This is a genomic window from Micromonospora sp. RL09-050-HVF-A (genome assembly GCF_019374995.1).
GTDB classification, from domain to species: Bacteria; Actinomycetota; Actinomycetes; order Mycobacteriales; family Micromonosporaceae; genus Micromonospora; species Micromonospora antibiotica.
In genome coordinates, this window is sequence record NZ_JAGKQP010000002.1 from 141367 (window position 1) to 160758 (window position 19392).

Sequence of the window (19392 nt, forward strand, 5' to 3'; positions counted from 1 at the left end):
GCTGGTCGTCAGGCCGTGCTCACCGGTGACGCGCCGCGGGGTACGTGGCGGCGCCTGGTGCCGGTGCCCGCCCGACGTGGCTACCGCCCGGCCTCGGACAGCGACAGCCCGGTTCCCGCGTCGAACAGGTGCGCCCGGTCCAGGTCGACCGCGACGAGCACCTGTTCGCCAGGCGTACCGGTGATGGTGGGTCGGGACTTGACCTTGAGGATCTGCGCACCGACCCGGACGTCGACCACCGTCCGGTCGCCGAGCGGCTCCAGCCCGTAGAGCTCTCCCGGCAACGTGGCGCTTGCGCGCCGCTCGACGGACAGGTCCTCCGCACGCAGACCCAGCAGCAGCGGGCGGCCGTCCTGCGCGGCGGCCCAGCGGGGCCGCGGCAGCGTCCAGCCTGCCGCACCGACCAGGCGGTCCCCCTCGGCGTGGCAGGGGAGCAGGCTGATCGGCGGGCTCCCGACGAATCCCGCGACCCACTGGTTGGCGGGACGCTCGTACACCTCGGTCGGGGTGCCTACCTGTTGCACCTTCCCCTCCTTGAGGACCGCGACCTGATCGGCCATGGACAGCGCCTCGACCTGGTCGTTGGTCACGTAGACGAAGGTCGCCCCGAGGCTGCGGTGGATGCGGGTGAGCTCGGTACGCATCTCGACGCGGAGCTTGAGGTCGAGATTGGTCAGCGGCTCGTCCATGAGGAACGCGCGAGGGCTGCGCACCAGCGCCCGGGCCAACGCGACCCGCTGCATCTCACCGCCGGACAACTGCGCGGGACGACGGTTCAGCAGACGCCCGATGTGCAGCAGGTCCGACATCCGCTCGACGGCGGCGGAGATCTCGCCCGACGGACGGCGCCGGGCCCGCAACGGTGATGCGATGTTTTCGTACACCGTGTGTCGCGGGTAGAGGGCGTAGTTCTGGAAGACCATCGCGAGATCACGGGCGGCCGGGGCGTCGGTGGTCGCGTTCCTGCCGTCCAGGTGCACCGTTCCGGCGTCGAGCCGGTCGAGGCCGGCGATCGCCCGCAGGGTCGTCGTCTTGCCCGCCCCGGAGGGCCCGAGCACCACGAAGAACGCGCCGTCCGGCACGTCCAGCGTCACCCCGTCCAGGGCCTGGACCTTACCGAAGGACTTGCACAGCCCCTGTACCGCAACGGTTCCCATCAGGCCACCAGCTCTTCCGTGCGTACGTCGTAGACCGCCGGTGTCCCGCCGGTGTGCCGCAGCCCGACCTGGGCGTCGGCGGCGAACCGGACCGTCGGTGGCATCCGGACCCGGACGTCGCGTCCGCCGCTGTGGTCGACCACGTAGATGATCTCGTCGCCCAGCCACTCCGCCGACACCACGCGGGCCGGAACCGACCGGTCCGCCCCCGGCGCGGTGACCTCCAGCGCCTCCGGCCGGACCCCGGCGACCAGTGGGCGGTCGCGGGGCAGGCCGGGCGGTGGCGTGAGGACCAGTCCGCCCTGACCGCGCAGCTTCCCGTCGGCCACCTCCACCTCGATGAGGTTCATCGGTGGGGAGCCGATGAACGCCGCGCAGAACAGGCTCGCCGGCCGGTCGTACACCTCGAGCGGGGTGCCTATCTGCTCGACACGGCCCTTGTTGAGGATGGCGATGCGGTGACCGAGCGACATCGCCTCGACCTGGTCGTGGGTGACGTAGACCATCGTCGCCCCCAGCTCCCCCTGCAGGTGCTTGATCTCGGTGCGCATGTCCGCCCGCAACTCGGCGTCCAGGTTGGTGAGGGGTTCGTCCATCAGGAAGGCGCGCGGCCGGCGCACCAGGGCGCGGGCGAGCGCGACCCGCTGCTGCTCTCCGCCGGAGAGCTGACGGGGCCGCCGGTCCAGCAGCGGACCGAGCCGCATCAGCCGGGCCGCCTCCTCGACCCGCGCCTGCACCTCGTGCTTGGGCAGTCCCTCGGCCCGCAGCGGGAACGCCAGGTTGTCGCGGGTCTTCAGGTGCGGGTACAGCGCGTAGAACTGGAACACCATGGCGATGTCGCGTTCGGCCGGCGGCAGGTCGTTGACCAGCGTGTCGCCGATGCGGATGTCGCCGCTGGTCTGCCGCTCCAAACCGGCGACGGCCCGCAGCGTGGTGGTCTTGCCGCACCCCGACGGGCCGAGCATCACGAACAGCTCGCCGTCGCCGATGGACAGGTCGACGTGCTCGACGGCGACCGTGCCGTCCGGGTAGCGCTTGTGCAGGGCGCTCACCTCGATGCCCGCCATCAGCGTCGCACCGCCCCGAGGGTCACACCGGCGACGAGGTGCCGGCGGACCAGGTAGGCGAAGACGAGCACCGGCAGGGCGAACACCACCGAGGCGGCGGCCACCAGACCCCAGTCCACGGTGGTGCCGCCGATCAGGCCGGCGATGGCCGGTGGTGCCGTCCGTACGTCGTCGCTGGAGGTGAGGAAGATGGCGAACACGAACTCGTTCCACGAGAAGATGAGCGCAAAGACCGCCGTCGCGGCGATGCCGGGCACGAGCAGGGGCAGGGTGAACTTCCCGAACGCCTGCAGGCGGCTGTAGCCGTCGAGCATGGCGGCGTCCTCGTACTCGGCGGGCACCTCGTCGACGAATCCCTTCATCATCCAGATCGTGAACGGGACGTTGAAGGCGGCGTAGATGAGGATCAGACCGAGCTTGCTGTCGATGAGTCCGACCTGGCGGTACATGAGGAAGATCGGCACCACGACCACCACCGGCGGCATGAAGCGGGTGGACAGGATGAAGAACAGCTGGTCCTTCTTGGCCTTCAGGGTGAAGCGGGAGTAGGCCCAGGCCGCCGGCACCCCCAGCACGGTGGCCAGCACCGTGGACACCCCGGCGACCACCACGGAATTGAGGAACGCCACGGACAGTGCCGAGCGTCCACCGTCGGCGCCGACGAAGACGTCCCGGAAGTGGTCGAGGGTGACCGTGAAGCCGAAGAACTCGGCCGGCACGGCGTAGACGTCCCGGTTCTCCTTGATGGACGTCTCGATCATCCAGAGCACCGGGAAGAGCATCACGACGGCCAGCACGGTCAGCAGCACGACCTCCAGCACCGACCGGCCACGGCCCCGACGGCGTACCCGGCGTGCGGGGGGCGGGCGGTCCGGGGTCGGGCCCGCGGACACGGCCTCGTCGACGGAGACGGCCATCAGCCCTCCTTGAGCTTGTTCAGGTAGCGCAGGTAGAGCTGCGTCAGGACGATGACGACGAGGACCATGAGGATGCCGTACGCCGAGGCGGTGCCGGTGTTGAAGCCCAGGAACGCGACCTTGTAGACGTGGAACGACAGCGTCTCGGTGGAGACCCCCGGTCCTCCGCTGGTGAGGATGTAGACGAGGTCGAACAGCCGGAACGCCTCGATGGCCCGGAACAGCACGGCGATGAGCAGCAGTGGCCAGACCAGCGGAAGGGTGATGGTGCGGAACCGGAACCACTCGGACGCCCGGTCGATCGAGGCGGCCTCGTACAGGTACTTCGGGACGGCGGTGAGGCCGGCGAGCGCGATGAGCATGATGAACGGCGTCCACTGCCAGGTGTCGACGACGATCAGGGAGACCAGTGCGGTGCGCTGCCGGGTGAGCCACTCCACCTGCCCCAGACCCAGTGAGCCGAGCATGCTGTTGACCACGCCGAACTGCGCGTCGAGCATGAACCGCCAGAACAGCCCGACCACGACCGGCGACAACATCATCGGCACCAGGAACAGGGTGGTCAGCACTCCGCGCCCGTGCGTACGGCGGGAGATCAGGTAGGCGATGGAGAAGCCGAGCACGGTCTGCAGGGTGACCGCGCCGACCACGTAGATCAGCGTGGTCAGGGCCCGCTGGTGGACCTGCGCCGAGGTCAGGATGGCGGTGTAGTTGCCGAACCCGACGAACCGGGCGGGCCCGCCCCGGGTGGCCGAGTAGTCGGTGAACGACAGGTACAACGCCCACAGCAGCGGGAACACCGACATGCCGAGCAACAGCAGCAGCGCGGGGGAGACGAAGACCACGGCGAGGCCACGGTCGCTGAGCCGGCGGCGGGACCGGCCCGGTGCAGGTGGCGTCGCGGACACCACCTGCCCGGGGCGGTCGGTCGTCAGCGGGACGGGGTCTTTCACAGCCCGCCGCCGCCCTTGCGGTTGCTGGAGTCGAGCACGCCCTGCTGCTCCCGGGCGATGTCGTCGAGCGCGGCCTTCGGGTTCTTCGCACCGTTGAGGGCCGCGTTGACGCCGGTGTTCTCGATGTCGACCAGCCGCGCGTACTCGGGCACGTTCCACATGTCCCGCATCCGCGGCACCGAGTCGGCGTACACCTGGTTGAACGGCCCGGCGTTGAGGAACTCGGGTGACTGCAGGGCATCCGTACGCGCGGGCACGCCACCGGCCGCGGCCCACTTCTTCTGCACGTCGGCCTGCTCGAACCACCGCATGAAGTTCAGCGCCTCGGCCTGCTGCGCCGAGGGGGAGTAGGCCGACACGTGCATCCCCATCCCGCCGAGCGGGACCAGGTTCGTCTTCTGGGTGGGCAGGGTGGCGAACCCCAGCTTGCCGAGGATCTGCTCCCGGCTGGTGCCGAGCGTCGACTGCTTCGGGTCGAGCAGGCCGCCGCTGGCGGCGATCCAGTTGAACGCGATGCACGCCTTGCCCTGGGCGACCGCGGCGTTAACCTCGTCGATGAACCAGTTGCCGGAGCCCTTGGCGGTCAGCGGCTTCATCTTGTTGACCAGGACGTCCATCGCCTCGTGGCCCGCCGTGTCGTTGAGGACGCCGTCGATCTTGCGGTCCTTGGCGTTCCAGAGGTTGCCGCCGTAGACGCCGTTGACCGTGTTGTAGGTGACGGCTGCCGCGTCGGAGCCGTTGGCCTGGTGGAAGGCCAGCCCGCTGACGCCCGGGTTGTCCGCCTGGCACTTCGCGGCGACCGAGATCATCTCGTCCCAGGTCTGCGGGGGCTTGTCGCCGATCAGGTCCTTGCGGTAGATCATCGTCCAGGTGTCGCCGAGCAGCGGCAGCCCGTACAGGCTGGCGTTCTCGTCGCGCTTGCCGGTCTCGGCCTGCGGGAACTGGCCGTACGCCGCGAGCAGGTACGGGTTGTAGGCGTCGACGTCGATGTTCTTCTTGACGAAGTCGGTGAGGTCGAGGATGTTGCCGTTCGTCACGGCCTCGCCGATGTGCTGCGAGTCCAGGATCGCGATGTCGAAGTCGGTCTTGCGCGCGGCGAACTGGGTGAACATCGCGTCGTGCCAGTTCGCGTTCGGCACGGTGTTGACCTTGATGGTGGCGTTCGGCCGTTCCTTCTTGTACTCCGCGTTGGCGAAGTCCTCCAGGGCGTGGGCGGGGGGCCAGTCGAACCAGATGAAGCTGAGGGTCAGCGGGTCCTTGGTGAGTTCCGGGATGGTCGCCGGTGCCTTCGGGGCGCTCGTCTTCGTACCGTCGTCCTGGCCGTCGCCGCAGGCGGCCAGGGTCGTGGCCAGCAGGAGCATGGCCGCCGTCGCCAGCCGCACCTTTCGGCCGGAAACGGATGTTCGTCCAACTCGCTTCGGATGCCGCATGGGGGTTCCTGCTTTCTGGGGTGGTGGGGACTTCTAGAGCCTCGCTAGGTGCCTCGCCGAGCAGGTGCCGGGTCGTTCAGGCGTGGTGCCGGGCCGGCGCGATGGTCGACCCGTGGACGGTGGTCACGGACCGCCGCGACGTGCCGGTCGTCAGCTGTCGAGAAGGGGTACGTCGGCCCATCGGTGGCCCGGTGGCGAAGCGGGCCGGACGTCGAGCATGCTCATGGGAGCTCCAGATGATCGAGTGGAGCGATGGCAGGCGTTACGGCGACGGTGCAGGATGACGGGCGTCCGTCACGTTTCCTATACGATCGGGTGGGGGGCGTCAGCATGTCGCAGCGTCGTGACTGATGTCAACAGGTTCCCGCAGGCGCAAGAGAGGACCCCACGTCACGATGGACGACGAAGCGACGGCCGCGCGGGGCCGTAGGGTCGTGCCGGGCGCAACGTCGCCGGGACGAGCTGGCGGCCGCCTTGCCGACGAGGTGTACGACACGCTGCTCGGACAGCTGATGTCGCTCCGGATCGAGCCCGGCTCCCGCGTCACGATCGACGTCCTGGCGCGCGAGTTGGGGGTCTCGCAGACGCCGATCCGGGACGCGCTGAACCGGATGGAGGCCGAGGGGCTGGTCGTGCGGGTGCCCCACGCCGGCTACCGCATCCCGCCCCAGATCACCCGGCACCGCTTCGAGGACATGCTCGAGGTCCGCCTGCTGCTCGAACCGGCGGCGGCGCGCAGATCCGCCGAACGTGCCACCCTGGCGCAGGTCGCCGGCCTGCGGCGGATGCTGGAGGAGATGGCGGAGCTGGAGGGTGGCAGCGGACCCACCGCCTACGGCGCGTTCGGGCTGCGCGACGCCGCCTTCCACGATCTCGTCGCGCAGAGCGCGGAGAACCAGGTCATCCGGGAGTCGCTCGCCCGGCTGCACAGCCACGTTCACCTGTTCCGGCTGCACCACGACACGCAGGTCACCCACCTGGCCATGGCCGAGCACGAGGACGTGGTGGCGGCGATCGCCGCGCGGGACCCCGACGCCGCCGCCTATGCGATGCGTCGGCACATCCTGCGCTCCGGCGAGCGTTTCCGGCGGCTGTTCGACGAGATCGAGGGCGCGGAGGCGATGGCCGTGCAGGCTTGACGGGCGGGCGGGGCGGAGGAATGCTAGCTCAATCGGATTGGATCGGATTGGATCGCGTCCACCTCACCGCCACCACATTGCGAGGAGAAGCAGATGCCCAGAGCGCTGCTCCTGACCGGCGACGCCGCCGAGGAACTCGACACCATGTATCCCTACTACCGCGTGCAGGAGGGCGGCTGGGACGTCGACGTCGCGTCACGCACGCTACGTGACGTGCAACTGGTCATCCACGAGTTCGACCCCAACTCCGACGCCTACGTGGAGAAGAACGGCAGGAAACTGCCGGTCGACGTGCCCTGGGCCGAGGTCGACGTCGAACGCTACGACGCCCTCATCATCCCCGGCGGACGGGCACCCGAGTGGATCCGGGTCGACGCCGACGTCCGGCGCATCACCGAACACTTCTTCGCCCGCAACCTCCCCGTCGCGCTGGTCTGCCACGGCGCGCAGGTCCCCGCGGTGTACGGGCTGCTCAAGGGTCGCAAGACGGCCTGCTTCCCGCCCATCACCGGTGACATGGAGAACGCGGGCGCGACCGTCATCGACGCGCCCGACGTCGTCGACGGCAACCTCGTCTCCTGCCGGGGATGGCCCGACATGCCGCAGTTCGGCCGGGCGATGATGGAACTCTTCGCGAAGTCCGTCGACTCGCCCGCGGCGTGAGCGCACCCGGCCCGTCCCGATGACGACACCGCGGACGGTCACCGTCGACGGCTCTCCCGTCCACGTCTTCGACAGTGGCGTCGGGCCGGCGGTGCTGATGCTGCACGGCTCCGGACCCGGCACGACCGGGTCCGGAGCCTGGGCGGCGACGGCCCAGGCCCTGGGCCCGTCCTGGCGCGTGCTCGCCCCTGACCAGGCCGGGTTCGGCGGCACCCCCGTCCCGGCGGGCTCCCGGGGTGGACTCCGGCTGTGGACCCGGCAGGCCGCTGGACTGATGGCTGCTCTCGGTATCGAGCACTACGCCGTGGTGGGCCACTCCATGGGCGGGGCCGTGGCGCTGGCCCTGGCGGCCGCGTACCCCCGGCAGGTCACCCGGGTCGTGGCGGTCTCGACGATGGGTGCCCCCGGGGCACCGCTGTCGGCCGACCTCGACGCGCTCTGGGCCGCCCCCGCCGGCCCGGTCGGGGCACGGGACATGCTCAGTCGACTCTTCCTCGACCAGACGCTGGTGACCGACGCGGCCGTCGCCGCCCGCGCGGACGCGATGCGGGCGGGAGCCGCCGCGTACGCGTCGTTGTTCCCGCCGCCCCGCGCGCGCTGGGTCGACGACCTCACCCTCGGGGTGCGGACGCTGGCCGCGATCCGCGCGCCCGTCCTGCTCGTCCACGGTGCCGATGACCGGGTCACCCCGCTCGCGACGGCGACCCGACCCCTGCTCGACCACCTGGCCGACGTGCGTCTGCACGTGTTCGGCCGCTGCGGACACGTGCCGGCGATCGAGCACCCGCACGAGTTCCGGCACCTGCTGTCGTGCTTCCTCAGCCCGGACCGGACGTAACGCGCCGGCCGCCGCGGCAGGTCCCCGCCCCGGCGGGCAGGTGACGCGGCCCTGTCGGGTGCCGCCGCGCACAGCCTGAGGTGCCACCGGGATCACCGATGTCGCATCGTCGTGCGCAAACGACCGGCCTCCGGACCCGGCAACAGGGTGCCGGTGTGCCGGTCAGGCCGGGCGGCGGGTGAAGGTGTCGAGCCCTTCGAACCGGGTCGGACGCCGCCACTCGGTGCCCCGGTCGTCGACGACGCAACCGGCCCGGCGAAGCCGCTCCACGAGTTTCGCCCGGGACGGCTCGCGGCCGTCGAAGTCGATGTAGTTGATCCCGCCGAGATCGGCGATCGGCCGGATCGCCCCGGCCCGGACGATGACCGTCCGGTCGGCGAAACCGTACAGGGCGCCGCCCAGCTCGATCAGGACGTTGGGTCGGGGCTGACCGGCCGGGGTCAGTTCGTGGCCGTCCTCCTGATCGCGACGCAGATTGGGATGTAGGTGGACCACGTCGTCCGGGGTCAGCAGCACGACCACGGCCTGCGCCCGGGACAGCCCTTCGCGGATCACCTCGTGTAGGACCGGTGCGGGTCCCCGGTCTGCCGCCGCGACCAGCGACTCCCATTCCATCGGGCGCAGGCCGAGGAGGCTGAGCAGCTCGAACATCCGCCCGACGAAGGCGTCGTCGCGGCCGTGGACGACGAAGACCCGCTGACGGTGCTCGTGGGAGGTGTCCGGGGCGTCGGGTAACGCCGCCGACATCGCGGCTGCCGAAGGGGCACGGGCGACCAACCGGAATCCGCGTCGGGCGTTCGCCGCGCGGAGGTTGACGCCGGTGCCGGTCCATTCGACCAGGCCGATTTCGTGCAGGCGCAGCGCCACCGCCGCGAACTCGGTCAGCGTCAACTCGTCCCGGACATCTGCGGGCAGCGCTGCGTACAGGGCCGCCACGCTCTGCGGGTCGCCGCTGGCCGCCGCCGCGCACAGCCGGGCGTGCACGACCACGTCAGCCTCGGCGACCTCGACCTGCTCGACGTGCAGCAGCGCCCCGGCGGCCAGGCCGAGCAGTACCCCGGGCAGCGAGCCGACGTCCAGCAGTTGGAGCACCGCCGCGCCGACCAGCCCGGTCACCGCCGAGACGGCGACCGCCGGGAGAAGGTTGACGCGCCAAGCCCCCGACCGCATCTCGAACGCCGCCAGCGGATGCTCCTGCTCGATCAGTCCGCGCATCCACACGCGGGTGTCGTCCGGATCGAGACCGAGGGTGTCGCCGAGCCGGTTGACCGATGCGGCGTCCACCGGCACCGTGCCATCGACGGTTGGCTCCGTCGCGCCGAGCAGGGCCAGTGGCCAGGAGCGGGCGGTCACTCGACAGCGTCCTGGTCGAACACGTGCCAGGTGTCGAAGACCCTGGTGAGAACGGCGTTAACGACGCTCGCCTCAGTGCTCAGGAGCGCGCCGTCGATCACCAACCGCTCACCATGCCGTTGCCGGAGCCGCTCCACCAGTACCGACACTCCCACCTTGCCTCCCACCGCGAGGAAACGAAGCCCGGGTCGGCGGTCGATCGCGAACACCGCCAACCACAGCTCGACGCCACCGAACGGCGAGTCGAGCGGCGTCGGCGCCAGCCGGACGGTGGCGCCCTGCCTGAGCCAGTCGGCTACGTGCCAAGCTACCGGAAGATCCATCAACACGAGGACCGGCGAGGACCGCCGCAGCAGCGCGTCGGCCTCCGGGACGGCGAGCGTGAGGTGGGTGGTCAGCGCCACGACCGGCACCGGTCCGAGCCACGTCTGCACCTCACCGGGTGTCATGCCGTCCGGCAGCAGTCCGAGCCGTACGACCGGCTCCGTTCCACCGCCGTCGATCAGAGCCGCCACCAGATCGGGCAACGGAGGCGTCGCCGGAAGCCGGAACTGTTTGGCCAGTACGTCTTGTCTCATCCAGACGGCGCAGACGAATGACCCACCAAAGGACCGGCTGGCCTGCTCGGCATCGGTCAGGATGCTGACCTCGGCGGGCAGCCGATCGCGCAGGACGACCTTCTGCCGGTCGTATTCGAGGCCGTCGTCGAGCAGCGGACGCCGTCCGGTCACGATGTTCAGCCGGGCCGCCAGGTCGGTGTCCACTGCGCCGACCGCAGCCCGCAGCGCCTCGGCCACCTCAGCCTGGTCGGCCCACGCGACCGACGGCAGGCCGACCCGGTCCAGGACGTGCCGCGCGTGCTCGTACGTGGCCCGCATCAGCTCCCCCTCCGGAGCGCCAGCCAGGTCCCGCACCATCCGGCCGAGCTCAGGACCGGCGCGGGCGGCGCGGAACCGATCCAGCCGGACGTCCGGGGTGAGGTCGTCTGCCGCCAGGTGCTCCCGGGAGAGGCGGCGGAACCCGCTGGAGATCAGGGTCGAGACGCCGGCAGGCGCCATGCAGCAGCGCAGCACCGCGGCCGCGACCGTGGCCCGCTGAGGCTCGGGCACGCCGGGACCGGCGAGTCGCAGGCCGGTCTCCAGGTGTCCTGTGTAGTCGGTGTTGTCGGACAACAGCCGCCGGGTGAGATCGACGCCGACCACGCCGGCCGCCAGGGTGGTAGCGAACACCTCGTGGACCTGCCGGGACCGGACGACCATCTCGTGAAACACCTCGCGGAGCCGGTAGCGGGACACCCCCCGCCCGGACAGCCGGGCGGACAGCGCGGCGACCAGTCCGTAGCCGGTGGAACTCTGTAGCTCGTGGTGGAGTCCCTCGTGGGTCTCGACCAGCAGTTGTTCGTCGTCACCGCGGATCTGGGGCGCGGCGATCGACCACGATCCCGCACCGTCGTACCCGCCGAGCAGCACGGCGGCCAGGCCGTCCCGCGAACAGGCGAAGGTCTGGGGGATCACCGGTCACCAAGGTGCATCATCGGTACATGGCCGGCGAAACCCTGAGCTGCGGACGAGATCACCTCTCCGATGTCCTTCGCTTCGATCAGTACGGCGCCTACGACGGGTCGGACAGTTGGGCCCTGACGATGGGAAGCCTGACCGGGCCGGCCCAGGTGTCCATGACAGAGTTGCACGAGGCGCTCCATCACGAGTTGCAACGGTCGTCCGGATGGGGGCTGCTGGCGACCGGTGCGGGAATTCTAGCCCGCTCCGGATTCCGGCGGCACACGCTGCGCGAGGTCTTTCTGCGTCTGGTCGACCAGTCGAGAGACAGCCACGAGACGTACGCGACGACGCTCTCCGCCATCGTGACCGGTGTCGACGCCGCACGCGAACTGCTGGTCGGTAACCGCGAGTACCTGGCGTACCTGGATCGAGGGCTTGCCCTCGTCGACGTGGCGGGCGACTGGCCCTGGCAGTTTCGGATCAGCGCCATCGACGCGGTGCTGCGAGTCTGCATGCGCCCTGCGATGTCACTCGACCTGGTGCACCGCGGGTTCCGCCAACTCGCCAGTGACGACGTGGCGGCTGGCCGGGACAGCCCGGACCGGCGTCTGGCGGTGTTCGAGCAGACAGGCGGGCCGCAGTCCTGGACACAACTGTTCGCGGCGGTGCGCGCCGAGTTCCCGGAACGGGGCGGTGACGACGGCGCGGCACGTCCGAGGGCCGGCTCGCCGGGATTCGAGCGGCTGCGCCAGTTCGAGGAGGAGGTCCTCGGTCCCCGATGCCACGCCCATGTGTGCGAGGTCCTGGACCGGGCCGGCCTCGGCTCGGTCGGGTCCCACCAGCAGTCCGCGCTGGCCACCGCGTACCGGGACGCCGTCGCCGAGGTCGACCCGGAGACAGCTGCGTTGATCACGGTGGCCCGGGAGCGTCTGGCGGCGCACGAGGACGGGCTCGAACTGCACCGGCAGCGGGTTCTGCTCCGGGCGCCGCTGACCGCCGAGTTCGCCTCCGTCGCGGAGTCGGCCGGCGGCGAGGACCATGTCTGTGGGCTCTGGCTGGACGGCGCCGTGGCGAAGGGCCAGTTCACGTTCGGCGAGCAGGCCGTGCCGGAGCGGTTCGCCGCGATCGCCAGCGTGAGCGGTGCCACGATCCGGCTCGGGCTACTGCCTGACGGGGCTACGCCGACGCAGTGCCAGGGCATGGTGGCGAACCGGCCGCTACTGGCCCTGACCACCCATCACACGCTGGCCCGGCACGGTGACCTGCTGGCAATGCTGCAAACCGTCGAGCCGGTGTTCGTGTTGATGGACCTGCCGGTGGAGCGGCATGTCGCGCAGTGGACGGCCAGCGGGATCCTGGTCCGCACGGCAACCCGCGACATCGGCGACGTCACCTTGCTGATGCTCGCAGTCACCCGCAACCACCCGTTCCGATTCCTGTGCATCGGCACCCCGGCAGGCATGTATCTGCTCACCGACCGCCTCCGCCGCCGCCACCCCGGGCAGGTCGTGCTGGAGCCGACGCTGCTGGAGGAGCACCCGGCGGCGACCGGCTTCGCTGTGGACTTCGTCCTGAACGCCTGGCACCTGCTCAAACAGGGGGGCCCGACCTGACGTCCGGGCCTTCGACCGCCGTCCCCCGGTCACAGAGCCCGGAGAAAGGCCCGGACCTCAAGAAGATTCACGGAGTGCAGGTCGTCGGGATGAACGATGATGCGTAGCTCCCGGCAGATCGGCGTCTTTCGGGACCGCGCCAGGAAAGAGATGAGAATCAATTTCAGTAGGGACTCGCGGTCGAGCTGATCGATGCGCGCCAGCCCCGAACCGATGATGGGCATCGCGAGCGGGCGTCGTTCGGCGCGCTCGTAGACGGCGTCCCAGAGCCGGTTCAGGCTGACCCACATATCGTCCACTGACGAGCGTGGTACGAGGTCGTTGCCGAGACGGCTGTACGCCACGGCGAAGATCTGCTGCCCCGGCCGGCCGGCGACGGCAACTGTGCCGATCGGGTACCGTTTGCGCTTGCCGGGCTTGCTCCCGGGTGGCTCTGTCGCGATCGGTGCCGCACGCCGCAGGGCGGCTGCCAGTTCCTGGTCGAGACGCCGCTGGTCGTCACCGTAGCGCCGGTGCAGAAGCTGCCCCTGCACGGCGGCACCACTGATGATGCGGTCGTCGCCCACCGCCGTGTCGAAGGTGTCGGTGAAGCCGACCACGAGGTGGGTCTCCTGCTCGAACAGGTCACCGACCTCGACCCGGACCGTGGTGTCCGGCGTGCTGAACTCGCGCTCGATCCGGGAGCGGGGATAGGCCTGGGCGACAGCCCAGGCGAAGCAGCAGAAAAGAGTGACGGCCGTGACGGCGACTGGCGCCGGGAATGCCTGGTTGAAGAACATCTGCCCGAGGAACTGCACCACTGCCGACACCAGGCCGACGGCCGCGAGAAAGTGAGCGAGCAGGGTGCGTAGTCCACGGCGGGTGCGGAAGATCGCGCGGCTGGCACAAGCCGGGCCGACAACCGAGAGGTTCTTCATGATGACATTGTGTTCAGCTCGCACCAACGGTTGCCCTGCCGTGGTCGCTGGGGCCGCCATGGCACGGGAGGCCGGACCGGCGGAGCCGAAACCAGGGGCACCGTTCAGTCGATGGTGCACCGTAGGAGACCAGTCGTCTTCGACCCGGCTCGCCGGCCCCGGCAACGGGCACCGGTGCGGTGAAGTCTCTGTCGGCATCTAGACACCGTCGCCGCCGCAACGGCCGGAAACCACCGTGACCTCGGCCGACACGTCCACCCCCCGTCGCGGCGAGCGCGCGGCCCCGGTCGCGATCGTGGGACAGTTCTGGTCGTCGGCCGGAGCGCTCGGCCGACGACCGCCTACCGCAAACGTTCATCGAAATATGGGGAATCAGAGCATGAGTGCCGACTCGGACTGGGGCGACTTCCTGACCACCGACACGCCGATCGGGGACACCACCCCGACCGAGGCGGTGGTGGCGCTACCGGAACCCTCGGCGTCCATCGTGGAAAGTGAGATCAGCGGCGCGGTCGGCGACCAGGACTGGTCGAACTGGCACGCGGACAGCGGTGACGACTGGGCCGACTCCGCCCAGGACTGGGCCGACTACGCCGTGGAGAACGCCGCCGCCGGCAACATCGACGTCGCCGAGAGCGCCATGGCGCGGGCGGCCGACCACGCCGACATCGCCGAGAACAACTACACGGTCTCCGCCGACTACTCCGACGCCGTCGTGGACCACGTGGAGACCGCAGCCGCCGAGGTCGACTGGGCCACCAGCGGCACCGACACCAGCACCTCCTACGACACCAGCACGTACGACGCGACCTCCTACGACGCCAGCACGTCGTACGACACCTCCTACGACGCCGGGGGCTACGACGCCACCGGGTCCAGCTTCGACACCAGCGTCTCCTACGACGTAGCGGAATGAGCTGGGCTGACACCGGTGGACCCGGAGCCGTGCCGCCGGTCGTCGCGGCCGGGCTGGAGCCCGGCCGGCTGGCGGCCGGCGCGCAACGACGGCTCGGCGCCCCGCCGAGCGTGGCCCGCCAGCAACTGCTGCGCAGTCTCCGTGAACTCGCCTTCGAGCTGAAGACCGAGCAGCTCAGCCTGCTGGAGGCGGTACGCGGCTCCCGCCTCGGTGGCGTCACCCTCTCGCCGACCCAGGTGCCGGTACAGCTGCGCATCACCCTGGAGGCCGACGGCCCAGGGGCACTGGTGGGCGTGCTGCTGGTCGACCGATGGCCGGGCCGGCTGGGGCGGAACTGGGGCGTGACCTCGGTGTACGTCGGTCTCTTCGAGTCCGTGCTGAGCGCCTTCGACGCCGTACTCGGTCGGCTCGACCCGGCGGCGGCCACCTCGTTCAGCCCATGGTGGCGGCAGACGGGCCCGGGTGACGTGGCGATGATGCAGCACGCCGCCGGCCTGGCCAACCGCGCGCAGGCGGCACTGTCCCGGCACGCGGGCCGGCTGCTCGACGGCGACGGGCAGGCGCACCGGCAGGCGGTCGTCACCCGTACCGGCGGCGCGACCTTCACCTTCGAGACGGCCGATGCCGTTGCCGAGGTCCCTGCCAACCTGGCCGACGGCATGCTGATGGTCGGCACGCTGATCGTCAGCCGGCCGGGCGGTATGCCGCCGAAGCTCGTCGGGCAGGTGCAGTCGCTGGTGTTCCGGGTCGAGGAACGCCTCGCGGCGGGCGGGGCCGACCGGATCACCGTCGAGCCGGCGGACGTGCCGGCGGTGACCTTCCTGCACCAGCAGGCCCGGCTACGTGGACTGCTGCCGGTGCGGACCCTGCGCACCTGCACCACCTGCCGGCTGGAGAAGGTCGCCAACCCCGAGATGGAACGCATGCAGGAGCGCACTCGACGAACCCGGGACCTGGCCAGCAGCATCGGCGGGCTGGTCACGCCCTACGTGCTCGCCGGCCGGCTGGTGCAGCTCAACAACAAGGGCCCCAAGTTCGCCTGCCCCCGCTGCCAGGGGATGGACGCCGACGAGACGGTGGTGACCTACTGCCAGAAGTGCGGTGACCGCCGCGCCGAGACCGCACTGCGCACCTGCCCGAAGTGTCAGTTCGACTTCCGCAGCCTGATCGGCGGGGAGCAGGTCTGGCGGCCCCGGGTTGCCGTACCGGCGCTCCCGGGGCCGCAGCCCACCGGCCACCGGCCACCAGCGGCGCGGCCTGCCACCCCACCGATGGACGCGCCGGGTGTCCCGGCCGAGCCCGGCGTGGCCCGGCCCGTGGTCGGCGTCGCGGCTGCGCCCCCACCGGGCGGCGCTCCACCCGTGGCCGGGGTCACCGTTCCACCCGCCGCCGGGGCGCACGGTCCGGGCCCGTCCGCCGCGCCGCCGTCCTCGGTACGCCCACCCGCCGGGCAGCCGCCACCGGGCTACCGGCCCGACCCGGAGGCGGAGCAGTGGCCCCGGCCGCCGGGTTTTCCGCCCTGAGCCGGACGTGACGCCTGGCGCCCGTCGGCGGCGGTCCGGGCCCGCGGTGGAGCACCGTGCGCCCCGGGCCAGGGGAGCACGGTGCGGCGGCGGTCGAAGCCGCCGGAACGTCGGCGGGTGATCTGCTGCGGCCAGGCCGCAGGGCGTCAGTTGCCCCTGGCGGTGCCGTCGAGCGGGACTCCCGGCGCAGCGGCGACATCGGGGCTGGCCGCGAGGCCGACGGCGATCCGGTCCGGGAGCGGATAGCCGCGCTCGGCGGGCAGGCGTGCTGCCGCTGCCTGCTCGTCACCCCGGCGCAGCAGGTCCCGGATCTGCTCGACGGCGGGGGTGACGTCCTCGACGGCGACGATCCAGTCGTCGACGTACCGGTGGACGGCCTCGCAGGACAGCCCGACCTGTAGCGACCGGTACGGCAACGCGGCCAGACGCAGCGACCGCTCCGGGTCCCACTGCACCCGGACCGGGCTGGTCTTCACCTGCTGCGCCCAGGTCGCCGCGTCGCCGTGCAGGTCACGGTCGTAGTGGCTCAGGCAGGCGTGTGCCAGCGCCCACTCGAAACCCGCCCGGGTGATCTCGATGGACAGCACGCGTTCCTGCCCGGGCTTGGTGGCCCAGCCGCAGCGGTACATCATCCACAGGAACGACGGTTTGATCCACGTCATCCGGTCCCGTTTGAAGGGGGCCACGAAACGTCCGGCGGACACCGCCGGCAGCGCGATCTGCGGCGGGTACGCCTGGTACACGGTGATCGTCGTGGTCGAGTAGCGAGCACGGATCTGACGTACGGGTACGGACATCCGCCGATCCTCGACGATCAGGAACCGGTAGGTCCACCGGATTCGCGCCTCCACCGAGCCGCATCATCCCCAGTGGACCGTGCCGTCGCGCCGATCGCCGCCACGAAGGAGAGTGTCTGTTGCTCGCACCTTGCGTACTGAAAACCCGGGTCGGCTGAGTCGTCGCTCGGCCAGACGTCACCCCCGGCCCCGACGCCATCTCCACCAGGGACGCCGACTTCTGACGCATCGACCGGACCGGAGACGACGACTCCACCGCCGACACGAAGCAGTCCACCTCCCACCCGGACGCCCTCCACGACGGCTCCGACACCGTCCAGGACCCCGTCGGTGCGCTTCGCGATCACGAGTGCGACGGTCGTGCCGAACTGCTCGGACGTCTCCGGCACGGGGGACGAGCCGGCAGCGGGACGAACCGCCGTGATCTTCGTGCGCGCGGCCGGTGTCCAGGGCTACTCCTACGAACAGCCGCTCCACTTCCCCACCCCGCACACCTGGCCGGCGAACCGCGTCGTGGTCGGCGACGACAGGTCACCGGGGCAGAGCTTCGAACTGCGCGTCCACGCCGTCAGCGACGCGTACGCGAAGACGCTCAAGCAGTCCGACGGCAGCCCCTACCTGGTCACGGTGGTGCCCGGCCAGCTGCTCACTTGGACCGCTGTGACACGCAACGACAAGCCCGGAAACTGCCGAAGGTGCCGGGTGCCACCTTCCCCCGGCACCCCTGCCGCGTCCGCCCTCAACGACCCTCACCCGGATGGCGGCTGCGGGTCAGGAGGTAGCCGGCGTAGGCGGCCAACGCCACGGCCGCCACCGTCGCCGTCGGACCGACCAGCGTGCGGGCGCTCTCGCGGGAACCCATCGCGGCCCCCGAGGAACGGTCGGCCAGCAGCGACCAGCGGGACCGCCACGACAGGGCCGACCCGACCGAGAGTGCCGACCCGATGGACAGGACCGATCCGGCGGAGCCGACGCTGCCGACGGAGGCGATCGAGCCGACGCTGCCGATGGACAGCACCGAGCCCCGCGACCCGATCGACAGCACCGAGTCGGTGGACCACAACGACAGCCGCGACGATCCGGTAGAGGTCATGGGAGCATTGTCCCGCACCCCGGTCGCACCCGAGGACCGTTCGGACCCGTCCCCGGTCGATACGCGGGGAGACCGCGTGCTGCTAGGCGTCCGGTCGCGGCACCCACCAGTCACCCAGTGACTGGTGCAGGACCAGCAGCACGGCACCGATCAGAACCGACGCGAGAGCGCCGACGCCGAAGCCGAGCACGCCCCGGTCCCGTGGGTACGTCGGGCTCCGCGTGGTCACCGCCGCCGTGGACCTCGACCACGGGTGGTCCCGGGCCATCCAGAACAGCAGTCCGAGGCCGTACGGGGCGAGGCAGATCAGCCAGAACCAGAACCACCGGGTGCCCCGGACCGGAGCCGGGCCGGCGGCGACGACGACGAGCGCGACGACTGCGACGAGGAGGCCGGTCCCGCTGACGACGGTCATCGGTGAGTGGACGCCACCGGCGCGGTGTTCGAGCCCGGCGACCCGCAGCTGCTGCGCGATACCGACGGCACCGGGTCCCGAGTAGGTCTCCTGCTCGACGGTCCCGGTGGTGCTCACCTGTCCGAACCGGTCGGTGTTCGTCCAGTGCACCCGCCCGTCGGGTGTTCTCCACGCGAACAGCGGCCCGGAGGTGCCGGAGGCCCACAGGGTGGCGGAGCCGAACCAGGGTGGCGAACGGTCCACCTGCCACCGGTCACCCCACTGGTACGCGACCACCCGGCCCGCGACCACGTCCACCCTGGCCCGGTCGTAGCCCTGCTGGCGCGGAGCGGTCCACCACGTCGTCGCCGCCCCGAGCAGCCACAGCAGGACCAGGGCGATCCGTAACGCTCCCCACCACCGGCCGGACGACACGCCGGGCACACCCTGACTCATGGGCGCAGTGTCCCAGCCCCGCGCCAGTTGCGGGAGTCGATGCGTGGTGCGGTCAGCGGGTGATGCCGAGGGTGGCGATCAGGTCCTCGTGGAGTTCGAACCAGACGTGGTGGCACGAGTCGACCTGCACGCCGGTGATCCACGCCAAATCGTCGCCGGCCCGGGTGAGCGCCCGGGTGACCCGGTCGTGGTAGCCGGCGAAGCGGGCCAGGCACGCAGTCAGGTGTCGTTCGAGGTCGCGGAGTTCGTCGGCGAGGCCGGCGAGGTGACGTAGCGTCCCGGTGGCCTCGCCCGGTGTCGCAGCTGCCAGGCGGTGAAGACCCGGGTCGCCCCGCCGTTGAGGGTCAGGAAGAGTTCGTGGGTGTCGGCGACGGTGCCGTGGGCGCGGACACGGTCGAGTTCGGCGCGCAGTTGCGCCTCGTTGCGCCGGCGTCCCGCCGTGGTGAGCGACCATCCGGCCTGCTCGGCGAAGGACGATCTGCCGACCCAGCCGTACGGGCAGCACCCGGTCCGTAACCCTGGGAAGCTCGAAGGGTGGCGGCGCAGTCCCACCGGTCGGAGCCGCTGACCTACGCCCCCCGTCGGCGCGGCGGCGGGGGCGTCGACATCACGTCTGCGGCCCCCGACCGTCGCCTGCGCCGACCGGGACGTGAGCAGAGCGACC

Annotated in this window: 18 protein-coding genes; 6 read left to right on the forward strand and 12 right to left on the reverse strand. The window is 70.9% G+C overall.

Going from position 1 to position 19392, the window contains the following annotated elements; genetic code table 11:
* Nucleotides 1–80 precede the first annotated feature (80 nt).
* Genes J7462_RS00870 through J7462_RS00890 form a run of 5 tightly spaced genes read right to left on the reverse strand, consistent with a single transcriptional unit; the run spans nt 81 to nt 5476 of the window.
* Nucleotides 81–1157: an ABC transporter ATP-binding protein gene (locus J7462_RS00870; RefSeq protein ID WP_219460355.1), complete on the reverse strand. Its 1077-nt coding sequence runs from the start codon at nt 1155–1157 to the stop codon at nt 81–83.
* On the reverse strand, nt 1157–2224 hold the full coding sequence (locus J7462_RS00875; protein WP_219460358.1) for an ABC transporter ATP-binding protein: 1068 nt from the start codon (nt 2222–2224) through the stop codon (nt 1157–1159). Before J7462_RS00875 ends, J7462_RS00870 begins: the two co-directional genes overlap by 1 nt.
* The gene (locus J7462_RS00880; protein ID WP_219460361.1) at nt 2224–3141 is read right to left on the reverse strand and encodes a carbohydrate ABC transporter permease; all 918 of its coding nucleotides are present in this window, start codon (nt 3139–3141) and stop codon (nt 2224–2226) included. The genes J7462_RS00875 and J7462_RS00880 overlap by 1 nt, the downstream gene beginning before the upstream one ends.
* The gene (locus J7462_RS00885) at nt 3141–4094 is read right to left on the reverse strand and encodes a carbohydrate ABC transporter permease (RefSeq protein ID WP_219460363.1); all 954 of its coding nucleotides are present in this window, start codon (nt 4092–4094) and stop codon (nt 3141–3143) included. The genes J7462_RS00880 and J7462_RS00885 overlap by 1 nt, the downstream gene beginning before the upstream one ends.
* Entirely contained in the window at nt 4091–5476 is a 1386-nt protein-coding gene (locus tag J7462_RS00890; RefSeq protein ID WP_308290677.1) for an extracellular solute-binding protein, read from the reverse strand. Before J7462_RS00890 ends, J7462_RS00885 begins: the two co-directional genes overlap by 4 nt.
* Before the next feature lie 443 nt (nt 5477–5919).
* Between J7462_RS00890 and J7462_RS00895 the strand changes: the two genes are divergently transcribed.
* The 3 genes from J7462_RS00895 (at nt 5920) to J7462_RS00905 (ending at nt 8164) form a co-directional block, all read left to right on the forward strand.
* Entirely contained in the window at nt 5920–6663 is a 744-nt protein-coding gene (locus tag J7462_RS00895) for a GntR family transcriptional regulator (RefSeq protein WP_219460370.1), read from the forward strand.
* 93 nt (nt 6664–6756) lie between these two features.
* Nucleotides 6757–7326, forward strand: coding sequence for a DJ-1/PfpI family protein (locus J7462_RS00900; RefSeq protein WP_208570275.1), 570 nt, complete (start codon nt 6757–6759; stop codon nt 7324–7326).
* Nucleotides 7327–7345: 19 nt separating this feature from the next.
* Nucleotides 7346–8164 (forward strand): alpha/beta fold hydrolase, encoded by an 819-nt coding sequence (locus J7462_RS00905; protein WP_219460376.1) that lies wholly within the window; start codon nt 7346–7348, stop codon nt 8162–8164.
* 162 nt (nt 8165–8326) lie between these two features.
* On the opposite strand, the gene J7462_RS33125 is transcribed toward J7462_RS00905, so the two are convergent.
* Both J7462_RS33125 and J7462_RS00915 read right to left on the reverse strand, forming a co-directional pair.
* Complete coding sequence (locus tag J7462_RS33125) at nt 8327–9517, reverse strand: TIR domain-containing protein (RefSeq protein WP_219460379.1); 1191 nt, start codon at nt 9515–9517, stop codon at nt 8327–8329.
* Nucleotides 9514–11031, reverse strand: a complete 1518-nt coding sequence (locus J7462_RS00915) for a hypothetical protein (protein WP_219460381.1) — start codon at nt 11029–11031, stop codon at nt 9514–9516. The genes J7462_RS33125 and J7462_RS00915 overlap by 4 nt, the downstream gene beginning before the upstream one ends.
* A 26-nt stretch (nt 11032–11057) precedes the next feature.
* On the opposite strand from J7462_RS00915, the gene J7462_RS00920 reads away from it, so the two are divergent.
* Nucleotides 11058–12632, forward strand: coding sequence for a hypothetical protein (locus J7462_RS00920; RefSeq protein WP_219460383.1), 1575 nt, complete (start codon nt 11058–11060; stop codon nt 12630–12632).
* 29 nt (nt 12633–12661) lie between these two features.
* On the opposite strand, the gene J7462_RS00925 is transcribed toward J7462_RS00920, so the two are convergent.
* Nucleotides 12662–13549, reverse strand: coding sequence for a macro domain-containing protein (locus tag J7462_RS00925; protein ID WP_219460386.1), 888 nt, complete (start codon nt 13547–13549; stop codon nt 12662–12664).
* A gap of 379 nt (nt 13550–13928) precedes the next feature.
* Between J7462_RS00925 and J7462_RS00930 the strand changes: the two genes are divergently transcribed.
* Nucleotides 13929–14465, forward strand: coding sequence for a hypothetical protein (locus tag J7462_RS00930; protein ID WP_219460389.1), 537 nt, complete (start codon nt 13929–13931; stop codon nt 14463–14465).
* Nucleotides 14462–15988, forward strand: a complete 1527-nt coding sequence (locus J7462_RS00935) for a hypothetical protein (RefSeq protein WP_219460392.1) — start codon at nt 14462–14464, stop codon at nt 15986–15988. Before J7462_RS00930 ends, J7462_RS00935 begins: the two co-directional genes overlap by 4 nt.
* 146 nt (nt 15989–16134) lie before the next feature.
* Here J7462_RS00935 and J7462_RS00940 read toward each other — a convergent pair whose 3' ends face one another.
* The 4 genes from J7462_RS00940 to J7462_RS00955 all read right to left on the reverse strand — a co-directional run bounded on the left by J7462_RS00940 (nt 16135) and on the right by J7462_RS00955 (nt 19280).
* On the reverse strand, nt 16135–16785 hold the full coding sequence (locus tag J7462_RS00940; RefSeq protein WP_219469873.1) for a DUF4291 domain-containing protein: 651 nt from the start codon (nt 16783–16785) through the stop codon (nt 16135–16137).
* Between the two features lie 739 nt (nt 16786–17524).
* Nucleotides 17525–17878, reverse strand: coding sequence for a hypothetical protein (locus tag J7462_RS00945; protein WP_219460395.1), 354 nt, complete (start codon nt 17876–17878; stop codon nt 17525–17527).
* A gap of 82 nt (nt 17879–17960) precedes the next feature.
* Entirely contained in the window at nt 17961–18728 is a 768-nt protein-coding gene (locus J7462_RS00950) for a hypothetical protein (RefSeq protein ID WP_219460398.1), read from the reverse strand.
* Nucleotides 18729–18947: 219 nt separating this feature from the next.
* Nucleotides 18948–19280, reverse strand: a complete 333-nt coding sequence (locus J7462_RS00955) for a hypothetical protein (RefSeq protein WP_219460401.1) — start codon at nt 19278–19280, stop codon at nt 18948–18950.
* Nucleotides 19281–19392: the final 112 nt, after the last annotated feature.

Coding starts and splice junctions, on each gene's coding strand:
- J7462_RS00870 (WP_219460355.1), bottom strand. CDS start 1,157: ATGGGAACCGTTGCGGTACAGGGGCTGTGCAAGTCCTTCGGTAAGGTC.
- J7462_RS00875 (WP_219460358.1), bottom strand. CDS start 2,224: ATGGCGGGCATCGAGGTGAGCGCCCTGCACAAGCGCTACCCGGACGGC.
- J7462_RS00880 (WP_219460361.1), bottom strand. CDS start 3,141: ATGGCCGTCTCCGTCGACGAGGCCGTGTCCGCGGGCCCGACCCCGGAC.
- J7462_RS00895 (WP_219460370.1), top strand. CDS start 5,920: ATGGACGACGAAGCGACGGCCGCGCGGGGCCGTAGGGTCGTGCCGGGC.
- J7462_RS00900 (WP_208570275.1), top strand. CDS start 6,757: ATGCCCAGAGCGCTGCTCCTGACCGGCGACGCCGCCGAGGAACTCGAC.
- J7462_RS00905 (WP_219460376.1), top strand. CDS start 7,346: ATGACGACACCGCGGACGGTCACCGTCGACGGCTCTCCCGTCCACGTC.
- J7462_RS00920 (WP_219460383.1), top strand. CDS start 11,058: ATGGCCGGCGAAACCCTGAGCTGCGGACGAGATCACCTCTCCGATGTC.
- J7462_RS00925 (WP_219460386.1), bottom strand. CDS start 13,549: ATGAAGAACCTCTCGGTTGTCGGCCCGGCTTGTGCCAGCCGCGCGATC.
- J7462_RS00930 (WP_219460389.1), top strand. CDS start 13,929: ATGAGTGCCGACTCGGACTGGGGCGACTTCCTGACCACCGACACGCCG.
- J7462_RS00935 (WP_219460392.1), top strand. CDS start 14,462: ATGAGCTGGGCTGACACCGGTGGACCCGGAGCCGTGCCGCCGGTCGTC.
- J7462_RS00940 (WP_219469873.1), bottom strand. CDS start 16,785: ATGTCCGTACCCGTACGTCAGATCCGTGCTCGCTACTCGACCACGACG.
- J7462_RS00945 (WP_219460395.1), bottom strand. CDS start 17,878: ATGACCTCTACCGGATCGTCGCGGCTGTCGTTGTGGTCCACCGACTCG.
- J7462_RS00950 (WP_219460398.1), bottom strand. CDS start 18,728: ATGAGTCAGGGTGTGCCCGGCGTGTCGTCCGGCCGGTGGTGGGGAGCG.